Raw genomic sequence first — 20,708 nt, 5'->3', positions numbered from 1 at the left:
CGTCGGTTTTCGCAGAGCATCGCCCCGAGACGCGTCGCTAATTCAATTTCACCAGCCCGCCCTTCAGTTCGAGCATCCCGCCGCCATCGAACTTTCCGCTCGCGCTCGCGGTCACTTCCACCGTCAGCCCCTTGAGGGTCAGCGCGGTGCCCGCCTCGATCGCGACGCTGGTGCCGCCTTTCACCGTCATCCCCGTACCCGATTCGATCGCGACGCTGCCGCTCGCCTTGATCGTGACGTTGCCGGTGACTTCGATGGTCAGATTGCCCGAGACGGTCTGCGACGCATCGCCCTTCACCGTCTCGTCGGCATTGCCTTCGATCGTGACGGTGGAATTGCCCTTCACGCCGTGGGTGGCGTTGCCGGTGGCGATCGAGGTGGTCCAGTTGCCCTTGCTGACGGTGAAGGCGTCATTGCCTTCCTCGACGGTGACGCTGCGATCCTGCTTGACCGTTTCGGTGCTGTTGTTGAGCACCTTTACCGTCAGATCCTTCTGCGCCTGGAGGAATACCTCCTCGTCGCCGGCTTTGTCCTCGAAACGCAGCTCGTTGAAACCTTCGGCGCTCGGCGTCGACTGGCTCTTTAGCGTGGTGCGGCTCTGATTGTCGGGGAGCGCATAGGGCACCGGATTGTCGCCATTGTAGACACAGCCGGTGACGAGGGGCCGATCGGGATCGCCTTCGAGGAAGCTGATCACCACTTCCTGTCCGATCCGGGGCAGCGCGAACGCGCCCCAGCTCTTGCCCGCCCAACTCTGCGAAACGCGCACCCAGCACGAGCTGTCGGCATCCTTCTTGCCGAGCTGGTCCCAGTGGAACTGGACCTTGATCCGACCATATTCGTCGGTCCAGATCTCCTTGCCCGAGGGGCCGACGACGATCGCGGTCTGCGAGCCGGCGATGCGCGGGCGCGGAGTGATGCGCGCCGGGCGGAACGGGATGTCGGCGGGGAAGGCGGTGAAGCGATTGGCATAGCCGCGGCGCTGGGCGTCGTGATGGACGCTGAGCAATGCGTATTTCTTGTTGAACGCGTCGGCGGGATGGCCGGTCAGCGTGAAATTGGTGCCGCTGGCGAGATGGCGGAGCGGCGAGCTGCCATGGAGCTGGCTGGCCAAAGCCGCGAGCTCCTCGCCGCGCCGCTTGGCGACCGCCTCGGAATCGGCCTTGAGCGCCGCGCCGGCGGGATATTCGTAGACTTTGCCTTCGCCGGCGCTCGCCAGCAGCGCGGTTGCGGGAGTGGTGAAGTTATAGTCGGTGGTCTTGAAGCCGCCGGGCACTGCAATTTGCTCGAGCTCGACGCTCTCGATCCGCAGGTCCGACAGCCATTCGCTGGCGCCGCCCAGCGCGAGCCACGGCACCGATGCGGCATTGGGGCAGGCGGGGAATTTGGCCGGATCATCGACCAGCACCAGGGTGTGCTTGCCCGGCTTCTGCTCGAAATAATAAGCGATACCCGCTGTTTCCATCAGCCGGCTGACGAAATCGAAGTCGGATTCGTCATATTGAACGCAATATTCGATCGGCGTGTAGCTGAGCACGAGATCGTTGCGTACGGTCTGCAGATCGTAATCGGCGAACACCTTGGTCAGGATCTCGGCGACGGTGAGGTTCTGGAAGATGCGGTGGTTGCGCGACAGCGTCAGCAGCCATAGCCATGGCCGCATCTCGATCGTGCAGCGCGAGCTGCCCTGGCTGAAGCGCGACACCACCCCGTTGAAGGTGCGCGCGATGCCGTCGCCGCCTTTCAGGGTGACGTCGATCGGCTTGCCGGCGATCGCCTGCGGATCGAGCCACGCCGCGCTGGTCGATGCGATCAGGTTGAACAGGAACGGGCGCGAGATCGTCTCCACGCCTTCGAACGACTGCAGCGACAGCACGCCGGCGCCGAGCGGCGTGGCGACTTCGAGCGACCAGGAGAGATCGGTCATCGGTCGATGTCGACCCGCAGCCGCCCGCGGCCGTCGACCGAGATGTGGGCGGACTGGACGGGGGCGCCTTCGGCGAGGCGGTTGAGCAGGGCCGCCGAGAGATCGGGCAGGATCTGATGGGTGATGATCGCATCGACGCTACGCGCGCCGCCCTCGGCCTGGTCGGCCTCGGCTGCGATCGCCAGAACGACGGCATGGTCATAGGTGAGCTCGCCCCGCCGCGAGGCGGTGAAACGCGCGCTGATCCGGTCGAGCTTGAGCTTCGCCACTGCGACGATCTCCGCCGTGCCGAGCGGCAGATAGGGCACCACCACCAGTCGGGCGAGGAAGGCGGGCGCGAAATGCCGGAGCAGTTCGGGCTGCAGCGCCGTGGTGATCGCGCGCGCCTCGGCCCGCTCGGCGCGCGCTTGGGCGAGGACATCGGTCCCGACATTCGAGGTGAGCAGGATCAAGGTATGGGTGAAATCGACCGTGACGCCTTCGCTGTCCTCCAGCATGCCGCGGTCGAATACCTGATAGAAGATCTCGAGCACGTCGGGGTGCGCTTTCTCCACTTCGTCGAGCAGCATCACCGAATAAGGCTGGCGACGCACCGCTTCGGTCAGAATGCCGCCCTTGCCGTAGCCGACATAGCCCGGCGGGGCACCCTTGAGCCCCGACACCGAATGTGCGGCCTGATATTCGGACATGTTGACCGTGATCAGCGCGCGCGGACCGCCGAACAGCATCTCGGCCAGCGCCATCGCGGTTTCGGTCTTGCCGACGCCGCTAGGGCCGCAGAGCAGGAACACGCCGGTGGGCTTGGTGGGATCGCCGAGTCCGGCCTGGAAGGTCTGCACCCGGCGCACGATCGTGTCGATCGCCGCGCTCTGGCCGATGATCCGGCCGGCGAGTCGGTCGCCGAGATCGCGCGCGGTGGCGCTGGCATTGCCGAGGATCGCGTCGATCGGCACCCCGGTCCATCCCGACACGACGTCGGCGATCGCGCGGCGGTCGACGGCGATCGGGACCAGCGGATCGTCTTGCTGGATTTCCGCCAGCTCGAGATTCAGCCCGTGCAATTCGCCCCGCGCAGGATCGCCGGGATGTTCCTCCAGCTGGCGCTCGAGCGCGCGGATCCGGTCGAACGTATAGCGTTCCTGTTCCCAACGGCTGGCGATCGCATCGCGCGTGTCTTGCGCATCCGCGCGGTCGCGCAGCAATTGGGCGAGGCGTTCGTCCTGCTCGGGATCGCCCGCCGGAGCGTCGTCGAGCCGGGCGATCTCGGCGTCGAGATTGGCGCAGACCAGTTCGGCCGAATCGAGCCGGTGCGGCGGGCAGGATTGCGCGATCGCGACGCGTGCGCAGGCGGTGTCGAGCACGTTGATCGCCTTGTCGGGCAATTGCCGGTCGGTGACGTAGCGTTCCGACATGCGCGCCGCTTCGGCGAGCGCCTCTTCGGTGATCCGCACCCGGTGGAACGCCTCCAGCTTCGCGCTGAGATGGCGGAGAATGATCACGCTGGTGTCGACGCTCGGCGGACTGACCTTGACCGGCTGAAAGCGCCGCGCCAGCGCCGCGTCCTTCTCGAAATAGCGCTTATATTCGCCCCAGGTCGTCGCCGCGATCGTGCGCAGCCCGCCGCGAGCCAGTGCGGGCTTGAGCAGATTGGCGGCGTCGGCCTGACCCGGCGCCCCGCCGGCGCCGACCAGCATGTGCGCCTCGTCGATGAACAGGATCGTTGCCGCGGGCGCTCCGCCCACTTCTTCGATCACGTCGCGCAATCGTTGCTCGAACTCGCCCTTCATGCTCGCCCCGGCCTGCAGCAGCCCAAGATCGAGCGCGAGCAAGGCGACTCCGGCGAGCGCTTCGGGCACCTGGCCCTCGGCGATGCGCTGCGCCAGGCCTTCGATGATCGCGGTCTTGCCCACCCCGGCGTCGCCCGTGAGGATCGGATTGTTCTGGCGGCGGCGCATCAGGATCTCGATCACCTGATCGATCTCGGGTTCGCGGCCGATCACCGGATCGAGCTTGCCGGCACGCGCTTGGGCGGTGAGATCGATGGTGAAGCTGGCCAGCGCCGCCCCGCGGGTTTCGCCCGACGCCGCAGCGGCAGGGATGAGGTCGCGGCGCCCCGCTTCATGCCCCGCCGCGACAATCTCGGTCAGGTCGTCGGCGAGCCGCTGGCGCGGGAGCCTCGCCAGCTCGGGCACGCCGCCGACCACTGCCTCGCGGATGCGGCTGTCCTCGACGACTGCCTGGAGCAGGCAGGCCGAGCTGATCACCGCAAGATCCTGATCGATCGAAGCGATCAGCCACGCGGCCTCGATCGCGGTCGCCAGTTGCGCCGATACGCCGGGATTTTCGCGGTTGCCCACGCTGAACCGCATCAGTGCCTGCTGGAGCTGCCCGGTCAGCGCGGCAGGATCGGCTTCGTAGCGGTCGAGCGCGATGGCGAGATCGGAGCCTGGATCGTCGACCAGCTCGAGCAGCACATGTTCGATCTCGACGGCGAAATGGCCTTGCTGGAGGCTCCGTTCGGCGGCGCGCTCGAGCGCTGCGCGGCACGTGCGGCTGAGCTTTCCCATCAAGGCCTTGAGCGCGATCACGGCAGCGGCGCGGGCCTGAAGACGTTGAGCGCGGGGCGCAATGCGATCACGCGCAGCGCGGGAAGACTGTTGCCGGCAAGGCGCCGTGCGGATTCGGCGTCGGCACGTCCGCCCAGCCGCGCAGAGCGGCCCAGCGTCGGTCGGTTGATCCGGCCCGGCGATCCGGTGCGATGCAGCCACGACGTCCAGCCGAGCCGCATCGTTCCGGCACGCGCAAGATGCGAGCTGCGCACGGTGCGCGTATCCACCAGCAGCCGCACCGCCACTTCGACTTCGCCGCCGAGGACGAAATCGAGCAATTCGGTCAGCCGCGCGTGCGGGGCACCTGCGGGGAGGAAGCGCTCGGCTTCGGCGATCGGCAGTGGACCGATCTCGACGGTGATGCCGGCCGACTGGTCCCATTGCCGTCCGCCGAGCATCGCATTGCTGCCGAGCGCGCGGTTGCGGCCGGTAACGCCAATCGCACTGCGCTGATCCGGCGGCACGTCGAACCAGCCGCCGCGAAAAGGTATCACCCGCGCGGATACGCCGAAATAGGCGCGGAGCATGCGCTCGATCGCATGCGCGCTGAGCGGACGCGCGTTGAGCAATGCCGTCAGCGGCAGCAGCGTCGGGGCTAGCCCGGGAATGGCCTCGACGATCCCTGGGGTGCGCAGGCCGAGCAATGCGTAGAGATAGCGCGCATGCGCGGACTCGTGCGGTATCGGAGCCTGAAGCGTGGGACGAAACAGCTTCGCCAGATCGGTCGCGGCGGTGACCAGCCGGTGGTTGAACAGGTCGAGGAAGTCGCGCCCCGCGGGCTCACGGCGCCGCACGGCGTTGTTGAGATGCTCGGTATAGGGCGTGGGCAGGGGCCCCATCGCGCCACCCAGTCCGAGAAAGCTCACCGTCACCACCGGCGATTGCCGGAGTTCTGCCGGCACCACGACCGATTCCACGTCGCTGACCGGGAAAGTCAGGCTCAGGCTGCTGCGGAAGCGGATCTCGGCGGTCCGCAGCGCCTGCTTCCGCGCTTCGAGTATCCGGACGACCTGGCTGCTGTCGAACCGATAGGGCTCGCGCTGCAGCAACTGGATCAGAGGAGGGGTTTTTCCCCGGCGCGCGCGGGCCATCGTTTCCATTCCTCTTCCTGACCGTCGCGGCGGATCACGAGTTCGGTGAAGCTGTTCACGCCGGCATAGAGCGCGAAGAAGCGGTCGAGGATCGCGCCGAGCAGCAAGGCGCTTGCGCCGACGAAATCCTTGTCGTTGATCTGGAGCGTGATTTCGGTCCCGCGGACGAAGCCCCGCCAATATTTGTCCCCGGTACGCCGCACCACCGGGCGCGTCGAAATACCGACGATGCCGTCTATCTGCCTGCGTTTGCGCGAATTCTCCTCGCTGCCGCTGTAGAGGTACAGGATCTGCCTTAGCGGATCGAGACTCTGGCGGCCGTTCTGGAGAGTCAGCTTGTTGAGCGTGAGGTGCGATACCAGCCGCCACAAATTCTCGCCGATCACCGGCGGGTCGATCGGCGGGGTGGGCCGGGCGAGGCAGTGGATGCGCTCGATCGGCAGATCCATCTCGATCTGCAGCCTGGTCGTGGTCGAAATCTGCCGTGGCATGCCGCGATTGGTACACAGCAATTGCGCGAACAGCACGTCCTCGGCCGGCACCATCGGGTTCATCGCAGGGTCGACGAACGAGAGCTGGACTTCGGTCCCGCTGATCGCCGGGTTGGTGACCGGATGCCGCCGTGCGAGCCAGCGCAACCGTCCCGCGTCGGCGTCGGCGGAATTGGTGCTGAAATAGGGCGGGATGACGTCGGTCTGGCTGTTTCCCGCGGCCGAGCGATTGACGCTCAGCACGCTGTGCACTTCGGCCGAGGCGGCGGCGCGGACGTCGGGCTCGAGCAGATACTCGACGCTCATATGGTCGAGCCGGATCGGCTCGCTGGTGCGCTGGAACAGGTTGATGATCGGAACGCAGCCGAGCCGCAGCGTATTGTTGTCGATCATCAGCCGCTCGCTGGGTTCCTCGCCAAGGAGGAACAGCAAGTCTATCTCGCTGCCATTGCCGAGCAATTCGGGCGTCAGGCCGGCCAGCTCGACGAACATGAACTTGTCGGGGAAGGCGAAATATTCCTGGATCAGCCGATAGCCGTGATGCGACGCCTCGGGATAGGGCAGCATCGCGTCGGCGAGGTCGAGCCCGACATGGCGGAGCGTCAGCCCGGTCGCGAATTCGGCGGTTTCGCCATCGCCCCGCGCGACTGCGATCTCGACCAGATTGTTGGTGAGCAGTTCGAACAGCCGGAAGCGCGAATTGCGCTCGCCATCAATGTAGAAACGCAGGGACGAGGGCGCGAAATCGGCGAAGCTCCGGTTCTCGCCGATGCAGCGCAGCCGCACTCGCAAGCATGACTGGACGCCCGGCCGATCGTCGAGGATCTCGAGCTCGATCCCCGGCTGGAGCTGGACCCTGCCGACCTCGACCGGCCACAGCCGCAGCGGCGTGCCCGTCCAGAACCGGCATTCGGCGCCGGAAGAAGTTGTGGCGTAGACCGCGGTCATCCGCGGCACGACCACGCCTTCCATCGCGCGCTGCTGCTTCTCGGCGACCTTGAATTGCGCGATCGCCATCGACGGGATCGGTGTCACCAGCTGCGGATAGAGCGCGTCGAGCAACGCAGTGGGGACTTCGGGGAATTGCGCGTTGAATTGCTGCTGGAGCTTGGCGGCGAGGAAAGCGAAGGATTCGATCAGCCGCGCGACCTGGGGGTCGTCGGTTTCCTTGCCCTGGAAATCGAGCCCGGTCGCGAGGTGCGGATATTCCTGCGAGAAGCGCGTCCCGGCGAGCCGCAGATGGTTGATCTCGGCAAGATAGTAAGTGAGGAATTCGGCCTCAGCTGCCATTGCCCGATCCTTCGACGCCGATCTCGAAGACGAACGCGGCGGCCTCGGCCATCAGTCCGATGCGGACTTCGCCCGAAACCTCGGCGATCAGCGTGTCGCCGCGGTCGCCGCTCGGCACGATGCGGACGCGCGGTGCGCGCAGCCGCGGCTCGAACGCTGCGATCGTTTGGGCGAGGTGGCGGGTGAGGCGCGCCATCGCCTCGGGATCCCCGATCGGATAGACCGTCAGATCGGGCAGGCCGTAATCGATCGTGGTTCGCACCCCGCGCTGGGTCCGCGCGTCGAGCGTCTCGTAGTCGACCGGTACGCGAGTGTTGAGCAGCCAGCCGAGCTGTTCCTCGATCGAGCCGAGCAAGGCCTGCTTGTCGAACACATGACGCGGCGGCGCGGACGCGCCTTCGCTCCCCTCGTCCTTCGACAACAGGCGATCGAACAGCAATGCGGGGACATGGCCCTCCGGATGGGCGGCCATATTCCGATCAGCTGACGAGCTGTTTGATCAGATCGTGCGACACCGGCTGGACCCCGCCCGCTTCGCCGGTGTCCGGCTTCTGCGACTTGTAGGTATAGGTGACCTTGCCATAGGCCAGCGAGATGTTCTCGGTCGGCAGATCGCCCGGCCCGCCGCCGATGCTGATATTGCTGATGATGATGTCTTCCATGTCGACCTGAAGGTACAGGATCGCGGCATCGTCACCGTCCGAACGATAGCAGGTCAGCGTCGCCTTGCCGATCTGCTTGCCGTTCCAGCAATATTTGAGCAGGTCGTCGGTCGCGGTGTCGAGATATTTGGAGAAGGTGAAATCCGAATGGTTCGCCTGCTCGACGGTGCCTCCGCCGGCCGAGCTGCGCGTCGCCTTGGTCGGCTGGTTGAAGCTGTGGCTCCACGACAGCACCTGGATTTCCTTGGCGTGCTTCGAATCCGTGGATTCGCCCTCGATGGCGGGCTCGTCGAACTTGAGGAAAACATTAACGGCCATCGGACACCCCCTTCAAAGATGATTGCTGCACCGCGCGCGCCGTGCCGTCAGGCGGCTACGGGCGCGGGCAATTCGGCGACCAGACGCAGCGACGCGGAGAGCCCCTCGAGCTGGAAATGCGGCCGCAGGAAAACCGTGGCGCTGTACGCTCCCGGCTGGCCCGGCACGTCGACCACGTCGATCCGCGCCTCGCGCAGAGGATATTTGGCCTTGAGGTCCTGCCCCGCATCGTCCTTGTCGAGCACATAGTCGCTGATCCAGGTGGTCAGATATGCCTGGACATTCTCCTTGGTCATGAAGCTGCCGATGCGGTTGCGCATCATCACCTTGATGTAATGTGCGAAGCGCGAGGTATTGAGGATATAGGGCAGCCGCGCCGAGAGCTCGGCGTTCGAATTGGCCGAGGCGAGATTGTATTTCTTGGGCTTGTTGACGGTCTGCGAGCCGAAGAACGCCGCGTAATTGGTGTCCTTGCAATAGACCAAAGAGATGAAGCCCTGGTCGCTCAATTCCTTCTCGCGGCGATCGGTGATCGCCACTTCCGTCGGGATGATCATCGCCTTGTCGCCATGGACCGACTTGAAGCGATGCAGCGGCAGATTCTCGACCTTGCCGCCGCCCTCGACGCCGCGGATCGCCGCGGTCCAGCTGAACATCGCAAAGGCATTGGTCACCCTCTGTGCGAGCACATAGGCGGGGTTGCCCCACAGATATTTGTCCGCGCTCGGCTCGAGGCTGAGCCGCGCTTCCTCGACCGGCATGTCGGGATTGGGTGCGGCGGTGGGATCGAAGACGGTGCCGTCGGGCGTCTTGCGCGTGCCCACCTCCTCTTTGAAGTTGAGCCCCTCGACCGGGTTGTTGACCGGGTCATAAGGTAGCCGCATCAGCACCCGCGGCAGCGTGAGCGTGACATAGCGGCTGTCCTCGCTCTCGCGGAACGCCGACCATTCGGCCATGTCGCTCGATTCGAAGATCTTGGCGAGATCGCGCGGCTTGGGCAGATCCTCGAAGCTCTGCAGGTCGAACAGGCTGGGATGCGCCGCGGCGATCAGCGGGGCATGCGCCGCCGACGCCACCGCCGCCAGCTTCTTCACGAACGAAATCGAGGGCGCCGAACGATTGAAGCTGAAATCGCCGACGAGGCAGCCATAGGGCTTGCCGCCCAAGGTGCCGTATTCCTCTTCATAGACCTTCTTGAACAAGGCGCTTTGATCGAACTCGACTGCCTTTTCGAGGTCGTCGCGAAGCTCCTTCTCGGTCACATCGAGCACGCGCAGCTTGAGCCGCGTCGAGGTCTCGGTGTTGAATACGAGGTACTGAAGCCCGCGCCACGTCGCCTCGAGCTTCTGCAGCGCGGGGTTGTGAAGCAGATCGTTGAGTCCGCCGGCGATCTCGCGGTCGAGTTCGTCGATCTTGTCCTGGATGATCTTCTGGACGTTGACGTCGTCGCTGTCCGCCTCGCCGTTCACGGTCTCGACGGTGTCGCTGAACACCTTGACCATGTTGAGCCCGCGAACCTGCTGATCGGTCTCGGCCTTGGACAGCGCGCCGGCGCTGCCCTCGGCGATTTTGGGCAGGCGGGCGACTTCGAAGAAGCTGTTGAGATCGGTGTCGGTGTCGGTCTTTGACTCAGGCATGATCGCCCCCTTCCAGAACTTTCAGGCCGCGAGCGTTCCCCGCCGGAGCGGGCAAGTCGCAGCCCAACCAACGATGCTCTGCCGCCGGCTCCGGCGGCGCGATGCTATTTCTTCTTTTCCTTGTCGGCCGGCTCCCCGGCCGGCGCCTGGAGCTGCGCGAGCTGCGTGGCCGCGGCGTCTCCCAGTGCCTTCATCGTCTTGCCCTGAACGCGCTCCTTGACCGCGCGATAGAGCGCGTCGTTGCTGTCGAGCTTGGTCAGCAAGTCGCGCAGCGCCGAGCGCTGGTCCTGCAGCTGCTTGAGGCTCTTCACGCGCTGCACGAGCGCGGCGGGATTGAAATCGTCCATCGATCGGAAGGTCAGCCCGTCGGCATCCTGGCCCTCGGCATCGAGCGCGCCGTCGATTCCGGTGAGCTTGGGCGCTACCTTGGCGAGGACATCGCCGAAATTGTCGCGGTCGATCTCCACGAAAGACCGACCGACATCCTTGAGCGCCAGACGATCAGCCGGAACAGAGTCGCCGAAACCGGACAAGTCCGCCATAATCCCGGCAACAAAGGGAATTTCCTGCTTTTCTATCGCGTTACCGATTTCAACATCATAGGTGATCTGCACGCGAGGCGACCGGTTGCGACCGATCTTGTGCTGGGTACTATCTGCCATCGACTCCCCCATTCAATGCAATACGCAGGAGTCCGCCAGAAAGGCAGAGACTCACCTGTATTCCTGTCCCGCTCTGACACGACTACAACATGACGAGGCATGATTTACAACCGGGTTTGAACGTGTTTTCCGTGACTTTTGCAAATTACTCACGAGTCTGAAGAGGTCATGCCGAGAGCTTCTATCAGCAGCGAAACGCTGCTACCCTGATCGCGGAGCGCTTCGTCGAGCTCGACCAGCGACATCCGGCCCCACGAGGCCACATTTTCGAGGACATAAGGCACCGGGCTGTGCGGCTCGTTCTCGCGCAGGAATCGGGCGATCACCGCCAGCTGGCGATAGGCGAGGTCGCGTGACATCGCCGCGCTCGTCGGCAGATGGTCGAGCTGCATCGCGCCGGGATTGACGGAAGTGTCCACCGCCGGCGCGGGTTCGAGCCGCAACGCGTGGCGCGCCGCGACCGTCGCTCCGGCGAAGCGGGCGATGTCGTCCACCAGATAGCGGATGTTGCTGAGTCCCGGAGCGTCCTTGCCGCAACAGGCATCGAGCGTAGCATCCAGCCGCGTCAGCGCCGCGAGCCCGGCTTCGGCGTCCGTGGCGAGCGCGTTCAGATGGTCGCTGCCGGTGCGGTCCTGACAGGTCTCGATCATCTTCAGCGTCACGCTGCCGCCGGCCTCGGCGCGCTGCGCGGCGGCACTGTCCTTGCCGCGGATGAGCTCCAGCCGTTGCGCGTCGAGATAGTCGGACCAGGTGTATTGCGCATCGGGCGCCACGGCGCTGATCACGATCGGCACCTGGCGTAGCGCGACCGGTAGCCGCTGGTTCAGCCAGTCGATCGCGGCGATGTGCGTCGCCGGATCGCCGCCGATGCTCGGCTGGAGATCGTCCCAGAACAATCGGCACAGCCCCTCGGCGAGCGCCAGCCCGGGGGCAAGTCCGGCAAAGCCGAAGCGGCGGACCCACGACTCGGCCAGCCAACAGGCGATGCGCAGATCCTTGGTGCGCGTGGCAAGCGCCTCGACGCAGAGCCGCTCGACCTGTGCCCAGTCGGCCTGCTTGACCTCGCGTTGCCAGACCCCCTGGGGCAGCCGGGCATTCTCGTTGCGCCGCGCTTCGTCGATTGCGTCATAGGTCCCTTCGTGTCGCAGATCGGCGCCGCCGGGGGCCGAATCGCTGATGGGGGCGGTCAGGCGTGCGACGGTTTCGGCCAGTGGGTGGCCGGCGTCGATCGCGAGATCATGGTCTTCGACCGCCTCGGTCATCGGCGCGCCCCGACGCGCACGAGCGGGTCGATCGTATAAGGGAAGTCGGGAAGCAAGACGGGCACCTGCCGATCGGGCTTGTCGCCTCCGCGCACCGTCGCCCACAACGAGAGGCGCGCGAGGATCCGGGCGTCCTCGACCAGGTCGCCCCCGGAGGCGCGTTCCTGATTGGCGCACAGATCCACGTCGAAAGCGACCGGGGCGCCCTGCGTGACCGAGGCGCGGATGCCGTCACCGGGGGCATGACGGCGGAGCAGGCGGAACAGCGCCCAATCCCCGTCGACGCGGAAGCTCGCCACGCTTCCGTCGGGCTGGGGAACGCATTTGCCGCCGGTGCGCGGGATCGAGGGCGCGTTGATCGCCCAGCGGAAGCGCGCGAGCACCGGCTGGCCGTTGTTCCAGACGAATTCCCTGGCCGCGCCGCGGGTCAGCGCGCGGCTGACCGGCGTGCCGAGGCTGCCTTCGATGACCTGCTCCTGGCCGCGCGCGAGATCGGGATCCGAGAAGAAATTGACTCCGACGCGATAGGTGAGCGGCGCCGGCCCCGCCGCGTCGAGCATCGGCGCGAGCGCGGATTGCACGCGCACAAGCTGCGCGAGCGTCGCCGATGCCATGCGTCCCGAACCGCCGAAGCCCGGCGTGATGTCAATATCGTCCTTGAGCGGCTGGAGCACGGCGCCGAACTGGCCGAAGAACGCCTGGACGTCGCCAGGATCGGCGGCCGGCGCCTCGACGTCGGAGGCGAAGGGGAAGCGGCCGGCGAGGCTGGCGTTGAACGCCTCGCGAAGCTGGTCGAACTGCGCCTCGGTGCTGCCCGCCGCCGCGAGCCGGCAATGGCCGATCACCCGCGCGCTGATCGCTGCCTGCTGCGCGGCGAAATAGTCGGTCGAGCGGGTCGAGAAGCTGCGCGCGCGGGCACAGTCGCGGCGCTGGAGCTTGTCGATGTCGACGGTAATGTATTGCTCGAGCCGTGCGAGCGAGTTGCTCGGGCTGTTGCCGTCATAGGCGTCGAGCGTCAGGAGGATCGCCTGCCAGCGATTGGCGCGCGCCAGCGTCGCGGCGCCGGCGGCGGTCCCGGGCTCGCGCAGATAGCCGATCAGCGGCGCGGCGCGCGACCGTGCGATGTCGGCGACGCGCGCGCGGCGCTGGGGCAAGGTCGCCTTGAGATCGTCGACGGTCTCGACCCCGAACAAGGCCGCGGCCAGCGAGCCGGTGCCGTCCCATGCGGCCAGCCCGGCAGGATCGATCGCATAGGGGCCGCCATCGGCAGTCAGCGCACGATCGGCATCGGCGAGCAGCCGGCCCGCCTGATCGGCGACCCGCGTGTCGAGCCCGGCGGCCGATTGTTCGGCGCCGGCGCCGCGAAGCGCGTCGCGGATCTTGATCAGCACCGGCAGTGCCTGGACGAAATTGGCGGTTTCGTTGCCGGCCGCGGCCGTGCCGGGCTGGGCGGCCTGGTTGACCAATTGTTCGAGATGGCCTGCAAAATGCTGCTCGGCGCTGGCGAGCGCTATGTTGCGGAGTTCGATCGGAGCGTCGCCGCTGCCCGAGGCGACGAACTCGGCATAGCTCTCGACTGCCTTTTGCGCGACCTGCAGCCGCGCGAGATCCCAGCTAACCCGCGACCCCGTGGCCGTGGCCGTGGCGGCGGTCGGTGGTCCCGCGTCCATATAAGGCTGGGCGAACAATTTGCGCAGGAACTCGCGCGAATCCACCGCGGCCTTGGAGAGGGCCGGCGTTTCGATCGCCGCGACCGCAGCAACAGGCACCGCAGGCGCACCAGGCGCACCAGGCGTACCCGGCGCGGCAGGCGCGCTCGATGCGAGGTCGGGGCTCAGCAGCGCGGCATCGAACAGCTGCGCCGAGCGCAGCCGCACCGCCGCATCGAAAGCGATCTGGCGATTTTCCTCGGGCAAGCGGCGCGCGAAGGCGCGATCCACCACTTGCAGGCCGTAGAGCCGATCGATCGGCAAGACCGGCATCTCTTCCACGCTGGCGGCGTAGACCCAGCTATATTTTCCCGCTGCCGCGAGCTCGGCGGAGATCGCATCGAGTTCCTTGACGAGCGCCATCAGCGATTCGTCAGACGAATCGATTCCGTCGATCGCCGTGAACCGCGCCGCGATCGAATTGGTCGTGATCATCAGCGGATTGCGGAGATACATTAATTCGGTCGCCAGCCGGTAACGCCGGGCCAGCACGTCCTGCAGCGTCTGACGCACCATCTCGCTGCTCAGACACGGTACCGGATGATCGGTGATGCCCGCCGAATAGAGTTCGTAATTGCGCGTGAACCGCGGAGGCAGCTGCTCGAACAGCGCATAACTCACCAGATCCGAGAAGCTCTTCACTGCCGCGGCATCCTCGGCGGTCATCGTCTCCATCGAACGGGCAATGCGGTAATTCCGGTCGTAGAGGACGACATTGTCGGTCACGGCCTTCCACGAGATCGCGGCGTCGGGCTGCGATGCGTTCTGGGTCACCAGCGCATCGATCCCGGCCGGAGTCGCCATGCTTTCGGAGATCGCGTCGAACACCACGTCGTGGAAGCTCGACTCGATCGCCGCCTGGATCTCGGCATTGGTGTGCGAGAGGAAGGAGGTCGGGGCGAACAACGTCTCGACGCGATTGACGTCCAGTCTCGACATGCTTTCGAGCAGGCTGATCGAAAGGTCGCGTCGCGCCCTGAACCGCGCCCGCGCTTCGGGCGTCGCGACGGTCACGCCGACCCGCTCCATGCACTTTCCGCTGCCGCGGACCCGGGTCGCGGCTTCGTTGCGATCGGTCGCGATTCCGATCCGCAATATGTCGTCAAGCAGCGCCTTGACCGGCGGCAGGTGCCGGCTGGTCTGATGCTGCACCGCTGCGAATCCGGCCAGCGAGAGCAATACCGACGCGGCCAGCGCGATCTTGGCCCTGCGCACCATTCGGTGACGCCGGGTCATTTCGCCATAAGCCGGTTGCGCGAGGCCGGCTTCGGGAAAGATCTTGCGCCGGAACAGGGTGTCGGCGAGCGGCTGCGGATCGACGGCTGGTGCAATCTCCGCGATTTCGGGCTCCACGGCGGGCGCCTCTTCCTCCGCCATCGCGTCCGGCGGCCCCAAGTCGAGCAGCTGCGGGCGCTCGCTGGTCTCCCCGGTCAGGAAGATGCCGCGGAGCATGAAGCCTTCGTGATAGGCGCTGGTCTCCAGCATCTGGCCCAGCAGAACGGCGAGCGCCGGCTTGATCCGCGCGAGGCGATCCGGAAAAAGCAGGACGTCCTCCGCGATCCGATCGCCGTCGAGACTCATCAGCAGATGGATCTGCTCGGTCGACAAGGTCGATCGCATCGCTTCGAAAGCTTCGTCGATCCAGCTCGGCTCGAACAGGCTGTCCAGCGCCTTGGGTGCCGGCCAGCCGATCATCGGATTGGCGGAATGCGCCAGCACCGCCTGCGCGATCGGCGCAAAACCCTGGATTCGGTCCGCGTCGGACAAGACCAGATAGACGGGCACGCGCCATCCCGTGCGCTGCTGCACGGTCAGGATGATGTCGTAGAGCTGGCGTCCCCGGGTCGCTGCGAGATCCGGCGCGGTCGCGGCGTCCATCAGGAAGGGGCAAGGGATCACGACGATCAGCGAGTCGATCGGCCGGTGCGGCCGGACGACCTCGACTTCGCGCAACAGGTCGATCAGCCGCCGCTCGGCCTGAGGCGGCTCGACTGCGCCGTCCTCGAAGCCGATCACTACGCCGCCATCGCGGAAGCTGACCGTTCCGACCTTCGCCAGCCGCTGGTCGTCGAGCCAGCTCATCTCGTGCTGGAATTGCAGCGGCGCCGGCAACAGGGCTTCGTAATCGGCATGCCCGACTCCGACGACCAGGGTCCACGGCACTTCGGTCGGGCCGCGCCCGCCCGCCACCAGAACGCGCAGCTCGCGCAGCGCAATGCGAATGGTAGTGCGCAGCTTGGCGGGCGGAGCAAGCTCGCTCGGCCGCAGCGCCGGTGCATCGGCCGCTGGTGCGGCGGGCGCCTCGATCTTGACCAGTCCGCCCCATTTCACGGCGATGAACAGCCCGACGAAGAGCAATAGCGTCAGCCCGCCAATGATTCCGGCGAGCAACGTCCCGTTCACTGGATCGTTTCCCTCGAGCGTCGCTCGTTATTCTCGTGAAGCTCGACGATCGAGTCGGCGACCTTGTCGATCTTGCGCACGTCGGACCACCAGATGAGGTGGCTGAGCGGCAGATAGGCTAGCAGCACCGCCGTCAGCGCCACCAGCCATGGCCAGAGCACCGGAAGCGGTCGCATGCTCTGCCCGATCAGCGTGGTCGCGTTGAGATTGGGCGCGGCATAGGGCGCCGGGTCGCCCGCCACATAGGGACGGCGACAGACGAGCTGGTAGAGCCCTTGCTCCATCGCCGCGATGATTCCGCGATCGTCGCGTCCATGATACCGGCCACGGAAGCCCGTCATGAAGGCGAGCAGGATCACCGTGGCGGTTCGCGGATCGTCCCGCCGGCGGGCGATCAGTTCCTGCGCCGCTTCGAAGATCCGATCGCCGGCGAGCGAGGTGCCATAGAGGATCGCCTCGAGCGGCAGATCGGTCCAGGCTTCGTGTTCGGGCCAGTCGAGGCACTGGATCAACAGCACTTCGTCGGCGACCGCGGCCATCACATAGCCGGGGTCCACCGCGGCGCCGAGGTCATCCTCGGGCCGATAGCCGGCGGCGAGGATCGCCTGGCGGAGCGCGGCGCGGACATCCTCGATCGTCGGGCGATGGAACAGTATCGGCTCGGAAGCGCCTTCTGGCATCGCTGGCGGAGCGGGCGACAGAACCGCGTCGCGCAGCTCGACGAGCCGCGCGTAGAAGGATCGAAACTGTTCGGCCGCGATCTGCTCCTGCGGCGCGAGCAGAATGGCTTTCATGGCGCCGGAACGGCGGCCGGTTCGCCTACGTCGCGCGGCAGATAGAGCAGCAATGCGATCGGCGCTTCGCCGTTATTGTGCTCGACGACGAGCGTGCCGCCGGCGGGATCGATCGTATCGGGCTCGGCCTCGACCCGGAACAGGCTGGTCATCGCCGGCGCGACCAGATCGAGCGTTTCATCACGGTCGATCGGCTGGCGCGGGGCGCCGCCGACCCGGCGGAGCTTGAGATCGAGCCGCTGCTCGTCGGTCGCGATCATCGACTTGGTCATCCATTCCTTGACCGGGCTCGCCGGGGTACCCTTGCCGCGCACGGCCCCGAGGACGAAGCGATCGGGCAGGTCCTGCGCCTTGAATGCCAGCTCGAAGCGGCCGGGGGTCACGCGCTCGAATGCGAGGACGCGGAATTTCTGGTTGAGCGACGCCGCCATGCAGAAGATGTGACGCTCGAGAAAGTCGAACGCGGCCAGCGGGTCGGCATGCGTGTAGGCCGGAATCTCGGGCAGGTTGAGTTCGCCCCCCAGCAGCGCCATGTCGCCGACCACGTCGCACAGCGCGTAATAGAGCGGGAGCGGATGGGTCTGCGCGTCCTTGGTCAGCGCCTCCAGACGGGGAACCGTGCGCACCAGTGCCTGAAGGTTCTCGACATTGTGCTGCAGTGCCTGAAAACGGCGGGCGATGAGCCGGAGCTGCATCTCGATCGTCGGCGCGGCCTCGCTCGCCTGACGATCGGGGAGCCCGCCGTCGCGCTGCAGCCGGTCGTTGAGCAATCGCGCCTTGCCGCGAAGCTCGGCGGCGACGTCGCGCGCGCAGGCCATCAATTCGCGGGCGCCGGCGATGGTGAGCCGCGGTGGCTCGTACCGATCGGCGACGATCGTCGATTCCGCGTTCAGATAGACGCGTGCGATCGGCATGCTGACATATTTGCCCGGCGGCCGGATCAGCGGTCCGTCGGTGACGTAGAGCCGCAGGATTGGGCGCAGCCAAGGCCGTTCGCGCATCGCCTCGAGCGCAGGTTCGTTCAGCCCCGGATCGTCGTCGCGTTCGAGCCGGGCGCCGCGGACCGATCGATAGCGCGCCAGCGTGCCCGCGTCGGGTCCTTCCTGCGCCACCATCTGATCGCTCCAGGCCGGCACCACAAGATGGACCGCGAGCTTCTTCTGGGGCTCGAGATTGGGCTTTTGACGCTTTAGGTCGATCTCGAGCGGGAGCGTCTCGGGATCCTCCTCGAAATGCCGCACGACGAGCCCGTCGGGGAGCACCGCCTCAAGTTTCCGCACGATCAGAATGCCGTCGCGAAGCTCGGTCTCGATCGTCCGCACGCCCCAGGGATAGGGCGCACAAGCCTGCGCCAGATACCCGCCCAGCGCTTCCTGCCGCCGATTGGCCGACTGGAAGTGTTCGGGCATCAGCAACATGCCCTCGTACCAGTGGAGCATGTCCGGAATTACGCGCGGGTCGATTGGCATCACTCTATCTCTTCTCGGGAACCCATTTGAGGTCTTCGGCGCCCAGCACGACCGTTCCCGATCTAACCTTGCCGATCGAAATGCGGTGGTCGCCCTCGCTGGAATAGTCGGCGAAGACCAGGGTCCCCACGAGGTTGCACGGCGCGGAGGTGGATTTGGGCCCGTCGAATTGCCCCGGCGTGAGCTCCCACGACTGAATCTCGTAACCCTTGGTGAAATCACGACGAAACTGTTCACGTAGCGCGAAATACTCGCTTGCCTTCAACTTCGCGATCGCCTGCAGCACCTTCTTGTCGGTGACGAAAACCAGGTCGACCGCGATCGGTCGGCCGCCATTGTTGCTCGGGTCCGAATTGAGCAGGACGATCTGGCCCAGCCCCGATGATTTGAAGCAAAGGAACGACGGAGTCTTGCAACCGGAGAGAGTCGCGAGCGCCAAGAACAGCGTGGTGCCCACGATCGCTCGCTTGCCCGCCACGGCGGTGCATGCCGATCGCTGCACTTTACTCATGTGCCCCCGCAAAGCCCGACAATCCCCTTTTGAGACAGCTTAACTGCAAAATAGGGGCGCGCCAACGCATAACATCCATGGCCGAAATGGAATCGACAATGATCCGTCGGAAAAGATTCGGCGGGAAATCAGACCTGTACTGTGGTTTGTCCCGGTGCGGTGAACTGGATCACGCCGCCCCACACGCACATCAATTTACAGGTGTCGTTGAGCGCGGGCATGTTGCCGATCATCGTCGTCGGCACGCCCGGGGCCCAGGGCGCCGGCGTCGCGGGCACGCAGGGCATCGGTGTCAGCACTCCCAGAGCCGCGGCGGTGGCGGCGATGACCGTCGGGTTGGCCGGGCTGCTGCACATGCCGAACGGCGGGATGTTGACCATCGGAGCATGGTCCATGATCGTCGCTGCGGGCACATTCCCCGCCATTACCCGATTGGCCGGAAGTACGTTGAGCGTGCTCGGCGCGGCGCCGAAGCTGCACGCCATCATCGCGCCGGTAGTCATCTGAAGCGGCATCGCGGAACGCCTCCCTCTGCGCGGCCGGGCCGACGCAATCGCATGATGACGCGCGCGCGTGCGGCCGGTCAATGGAGAGGATGGTCGCCGAAGCGATCAGCGCGGGCCGGCCAGCCTCCGCTGGCCCAGCACGACGATCGAGAGCGCGATGGTCGCGGCGGCGACCGACACCCAGAATCCGCTGCGCGCGCCGAAATTGTCGACCACGCCGCCGGATACGAACGCCCCCAGCGCCATGCCGATGCCGATCCCCGTTCCGACCCAGGTCATCCCCTCGGTCAGCGCCGCGGGCGCTACCCGGCGTGCGACGAGGCCAAAGGCAGTGATGAAGGTCGGCGAGACCGCCATGCCGCTGAGCAGGACCGTGGCCGCGAGCAGCGGCACCGAATCGGCGAGGAGTAAGGGAATTGTCGTCACCAGCAGCGCGCCGACCGCGGCGAGCAACTGTCGATGCAGCGGCGCCTTGAGGTGCAATCCGCCGAGGATCACCCCGACGATGAAGGAGCCGACCGCATAGACGCCGATGATCAGGCTCGCCGCGCCGGGGCGGCCGAGCTCGCGGGTCAGGGCGACGGTGGTCACCTCCGCGGTCGCGAAGATGGCGCCGACGAACACCATGGCGAGGGTGATCAGCTGGACCGGACGTAGCAGGATCGCCGAACGTTGCGCTTCGCCTTCCTCTGTCCGCAGCGGCGGCTCGGTGCCGCGCTGCGCGACGAAAGCGATGGTTCCCACCGCGAGGATGATGGTCGAGGCGAGCACGCCCGCTTCGGGGAACAAGGCCACGCTGAGCCCGACCGACAGCGAGGCTCCGGCGATATAGACCAATTCGTCCGCCGCGGATTCGAACGCGAACGCCGTATTGAGCTCGTCGCGATCCCCGAACAATGCGGTCCAGCGCGCGCGGACCATCGCCGAGATGCTGGGCATCGCCGCGGCGAGCAAGGCCGCCCCGAACAGCGCCCAGGCCGGCCATCCGCGATGCGTCGCGCTCAGCAGCAGTGCAAAGCCGAGAACCGACACCGTGGTCGTCGGAACGAGGAGGCGAAACTGCCCGAACCGATCGACGAGCCGGGAGATGTGCGGTGCGGCGAGCGCGTTGGCGAGCGTGAAGGTCGCGGCGACCGCACCCGCCAGCCAATATCCGCCGCGCGATTCGGACAGCATCGTGACGATGCCGATCGGCGCCATCGCGACCGGCAGCCGGGCTACGAAGGCGGCCGCGGCAAACCCCCTGGTTCCCCGCACCCGGAAAATAGCCTCGTACGGATTGCCCATTTTCGCATCCCTGTTGGCGGCGACGCCGATATCACGTACATACGTGTCGTATGTGAATCATGTGAAGACATACGCAACGT

15 protein-coding genes are annotated in these 20,708 nt (G+C 66.1%); all 15 read right to left on the bottom strand.

Annotated elements, in window-relative coordinates; genetic code table 11:
- Positions 1–37: 37 nt before the first annotated feature.
- The 15 genes from Q9Q95_RS16890 to Q9Q95_RS16820 all read right to left on the bottom strand — a co-directional run bounded on the left by Q9Q95_RS16890 (position 38) and on the right by Q9Q95_RS16820 (position 20,628).
- The gene (locus Q9Q95_RS16890; RefSeq protein ID WP_306098321.1) at positions 38–1,927 is read right to left on the bottom strand and encodes a type VI secretion system Vgr family protein; all 1,890 of its coding nucleotides are present in this window, start codon (positions 1,925–1,927) and stop codon (positions 38–40) included.
- A complete protein-coding gene (gene tssH, locus Q9Q95_RS16885) occupies positions 1,924–4,515 on the bottom strand; it encodes a type VI secretion system ATPase TssH (protein WP_306098320.1) in 2,592 nt (863 codons plus the stop codon). The genes Q9Q95_RS16890 and tssH overlap by 4 nt, the downstream gene beginning before the upstream one ends.
- A complete protein-coding gene (tssG, locus tag Q9Q95_RS16880) occupies positions 4,512–5,636 on the bottom strand; it encodes a type VI secretion system baseplate subunit TssG (RefSeq protein ID WP_306098319.1) in 1,125 nt (374 codons plus the stop codon). Before tssG ends, tssH begins: the two co-directional genes overlap by 4 nt.
- Entirely contained in the window at positions 5,591–7,408 is a 1,818-nt protein-coding gene (gene tssF / locus Q9Q95_RS16875; RefSeq protein WP_306098318.1) for a type VI secretion system baseplate subunit TssF, read from the bottom strand. The genes tssG and tssF overlap by 46 nt, the downstream gene beginning before the upstream one ends.
- Positions 7,398–7,880 carry a type VI secretion system baseplate subunit TssE gene (tssE, locus tag Q9Q95_RS16870; RefSeq protein ID WP_306098317.1) on the bottom strand — a complete coding sequence of 161 codons (483 nt, stop codon included), beginning with the start codon at positions 7,878–7,880 and terminating at the stop codon, positions 7,398–7,400. Before tssE ends, tssF begins: the two co-directional genes overlap by 11 nt.
- Before the next feature lie 7 nt (positions 7,881–7,887).
- A complete protein-coding gene (locus Q9Q95_RS16865) occupies positions 7,888–8,388 on the bottom strand; it encodes a type VI secretion system tube protein Hcp (RefSeq protein WP_306098316.1) in 501 nt (166 codons plus the stop codon).
- A gap of 47 nt (positions 8,389–8,435) precedes the next feature.
- On the bottom strand, positions 8,436–10,025 hold the full coding sequence (gene tssC, locus Q9Q95_RS16860) for a type VI secretion system contractile sheath large subunit (protein ID WP_306098315.1): 1,590 nt from the start codon (positions 10,023–10,025) through the stop codon (positions 8,436–8,438).
- A gap of 104 nt (positions 10,026–10,129) precedes the next feature.
- Positions 10,130–10,699 (bottom strand): type VI secretion system contractile sheath small subunit, encoded by a 570-nt coding sequence (tssB, locus tag Q9Q95_RS16855; RefSeq protein WP_306098314.1) that lies wholly within the window; start codon positions 10,697–10,699, stop codon positions 10,130–10,132.
- A gap of 137 nt (positions 10,700–10,836) precedes the next feature.
- A complete protein-coding gene (gene tssA / locus Q9Q95_RS16850; RefSeq protein ID WP_306098313.1) occupies positions 10,837–11,949 on the bottom strand; it encodes a type VI secretion system protein TssA in 1,113 nt (370 codons plus the stop codon).
- Positions 11,946–16,061, bottom strand: coding sequence for a type VI secretion system protein (locus tag Q9Q95_RS16845; RefSeq protein WP_306098312.1), 4,116 nt, complete (start codon positions 16,059–16,061; stop codon positions 11,946–11,948). The genes tssA and Q9Q95_RS16845 overlap by 4 nt, the downstream gene beginning before the upstream one ends.
- Positions 16,058–16,855 (bottom strand): DotU family type IV/VI secretion system protein, encoded by a 798-nt coding sequence (locus Q9Q95_RS16840; protein ID WP_306098311.1) that lies wholly within the window; start codon positions 16,853–16,855, stop codon positions 16,058–16,060. Before Q9Q95_RS16840 ends, Q9Q95_RS16845 begins: the two co-directional genes overlap by 4 nt.
- The gene (tssK, locus tag Q9Q95_RS16835) at positions 16,852–18,324 is read right to left on the bottom strand and encodes a type VI secretion system baseplate subunit TssK (RefSeq protein WP_306098310.1); all 1,473 of its coding nucleotides are present in this window, start codon (positions 18,322–18,324) and stop codon (positions 16,852–16,854) included. Before tssK ends, Q9Q95_RS16840 begins: the two co-directional genes overlap by 4 nt.
- A 4-nt stretch (positions 18,325–18,328) precedes the next feature.
- On the bottom strand, positions 18,329–18,781 hold the full coding sequence (locus Q9Q95_RS16830) for a hypothetical protein (RefSeq protein ID WP_306098309.1): 453 nt from the start codon (positions 18,779–18,781) through the stop codon (positions 18,329–18,331).
- A 182-nt stretch (positions 18,782–18,963) separates the two neighbouring features.
- The gene (locus Q9Q95_RS16825) at positions 18,964–19,350 is read right to left on the bottom strand and encodes a DUF4280 domain-containing protein (RefSeq protein WP_306098308.1); all 387 of its coding nucleotides are present in this window, start codon (positions 19,348–19,350) and stop codon (positions 18,964–18,966) included.
- Positions 19,351–19,446: 96 nt separating this feature from the next.
- Positions 19,447–20,628, bottom strand: a complete 1,182-nt coding sequence (locus tag Q9Q95_RS16820) for an MFS transporter (protein ID WP_306098307.1) — start codon at positions 20,626–20,628, stop codon at positions 19,447–19,449.
- Positions 20,629–20,708: the final 80 nt, after the last annotated feature.

Source organism: Sphingomonas sp. DG1-23, from assembly GCF_030730875.1.
GTDB lineage: Bacteria > Pseudomonadota > Alphaproteobacteria > Sphingomonadales > Sphingomonadaceae > Sphingomonas.
Note: the sequence above shows the minus strand (reverse complement) of the source record. Positions and strands in the feature narration are given on the sequence as shown.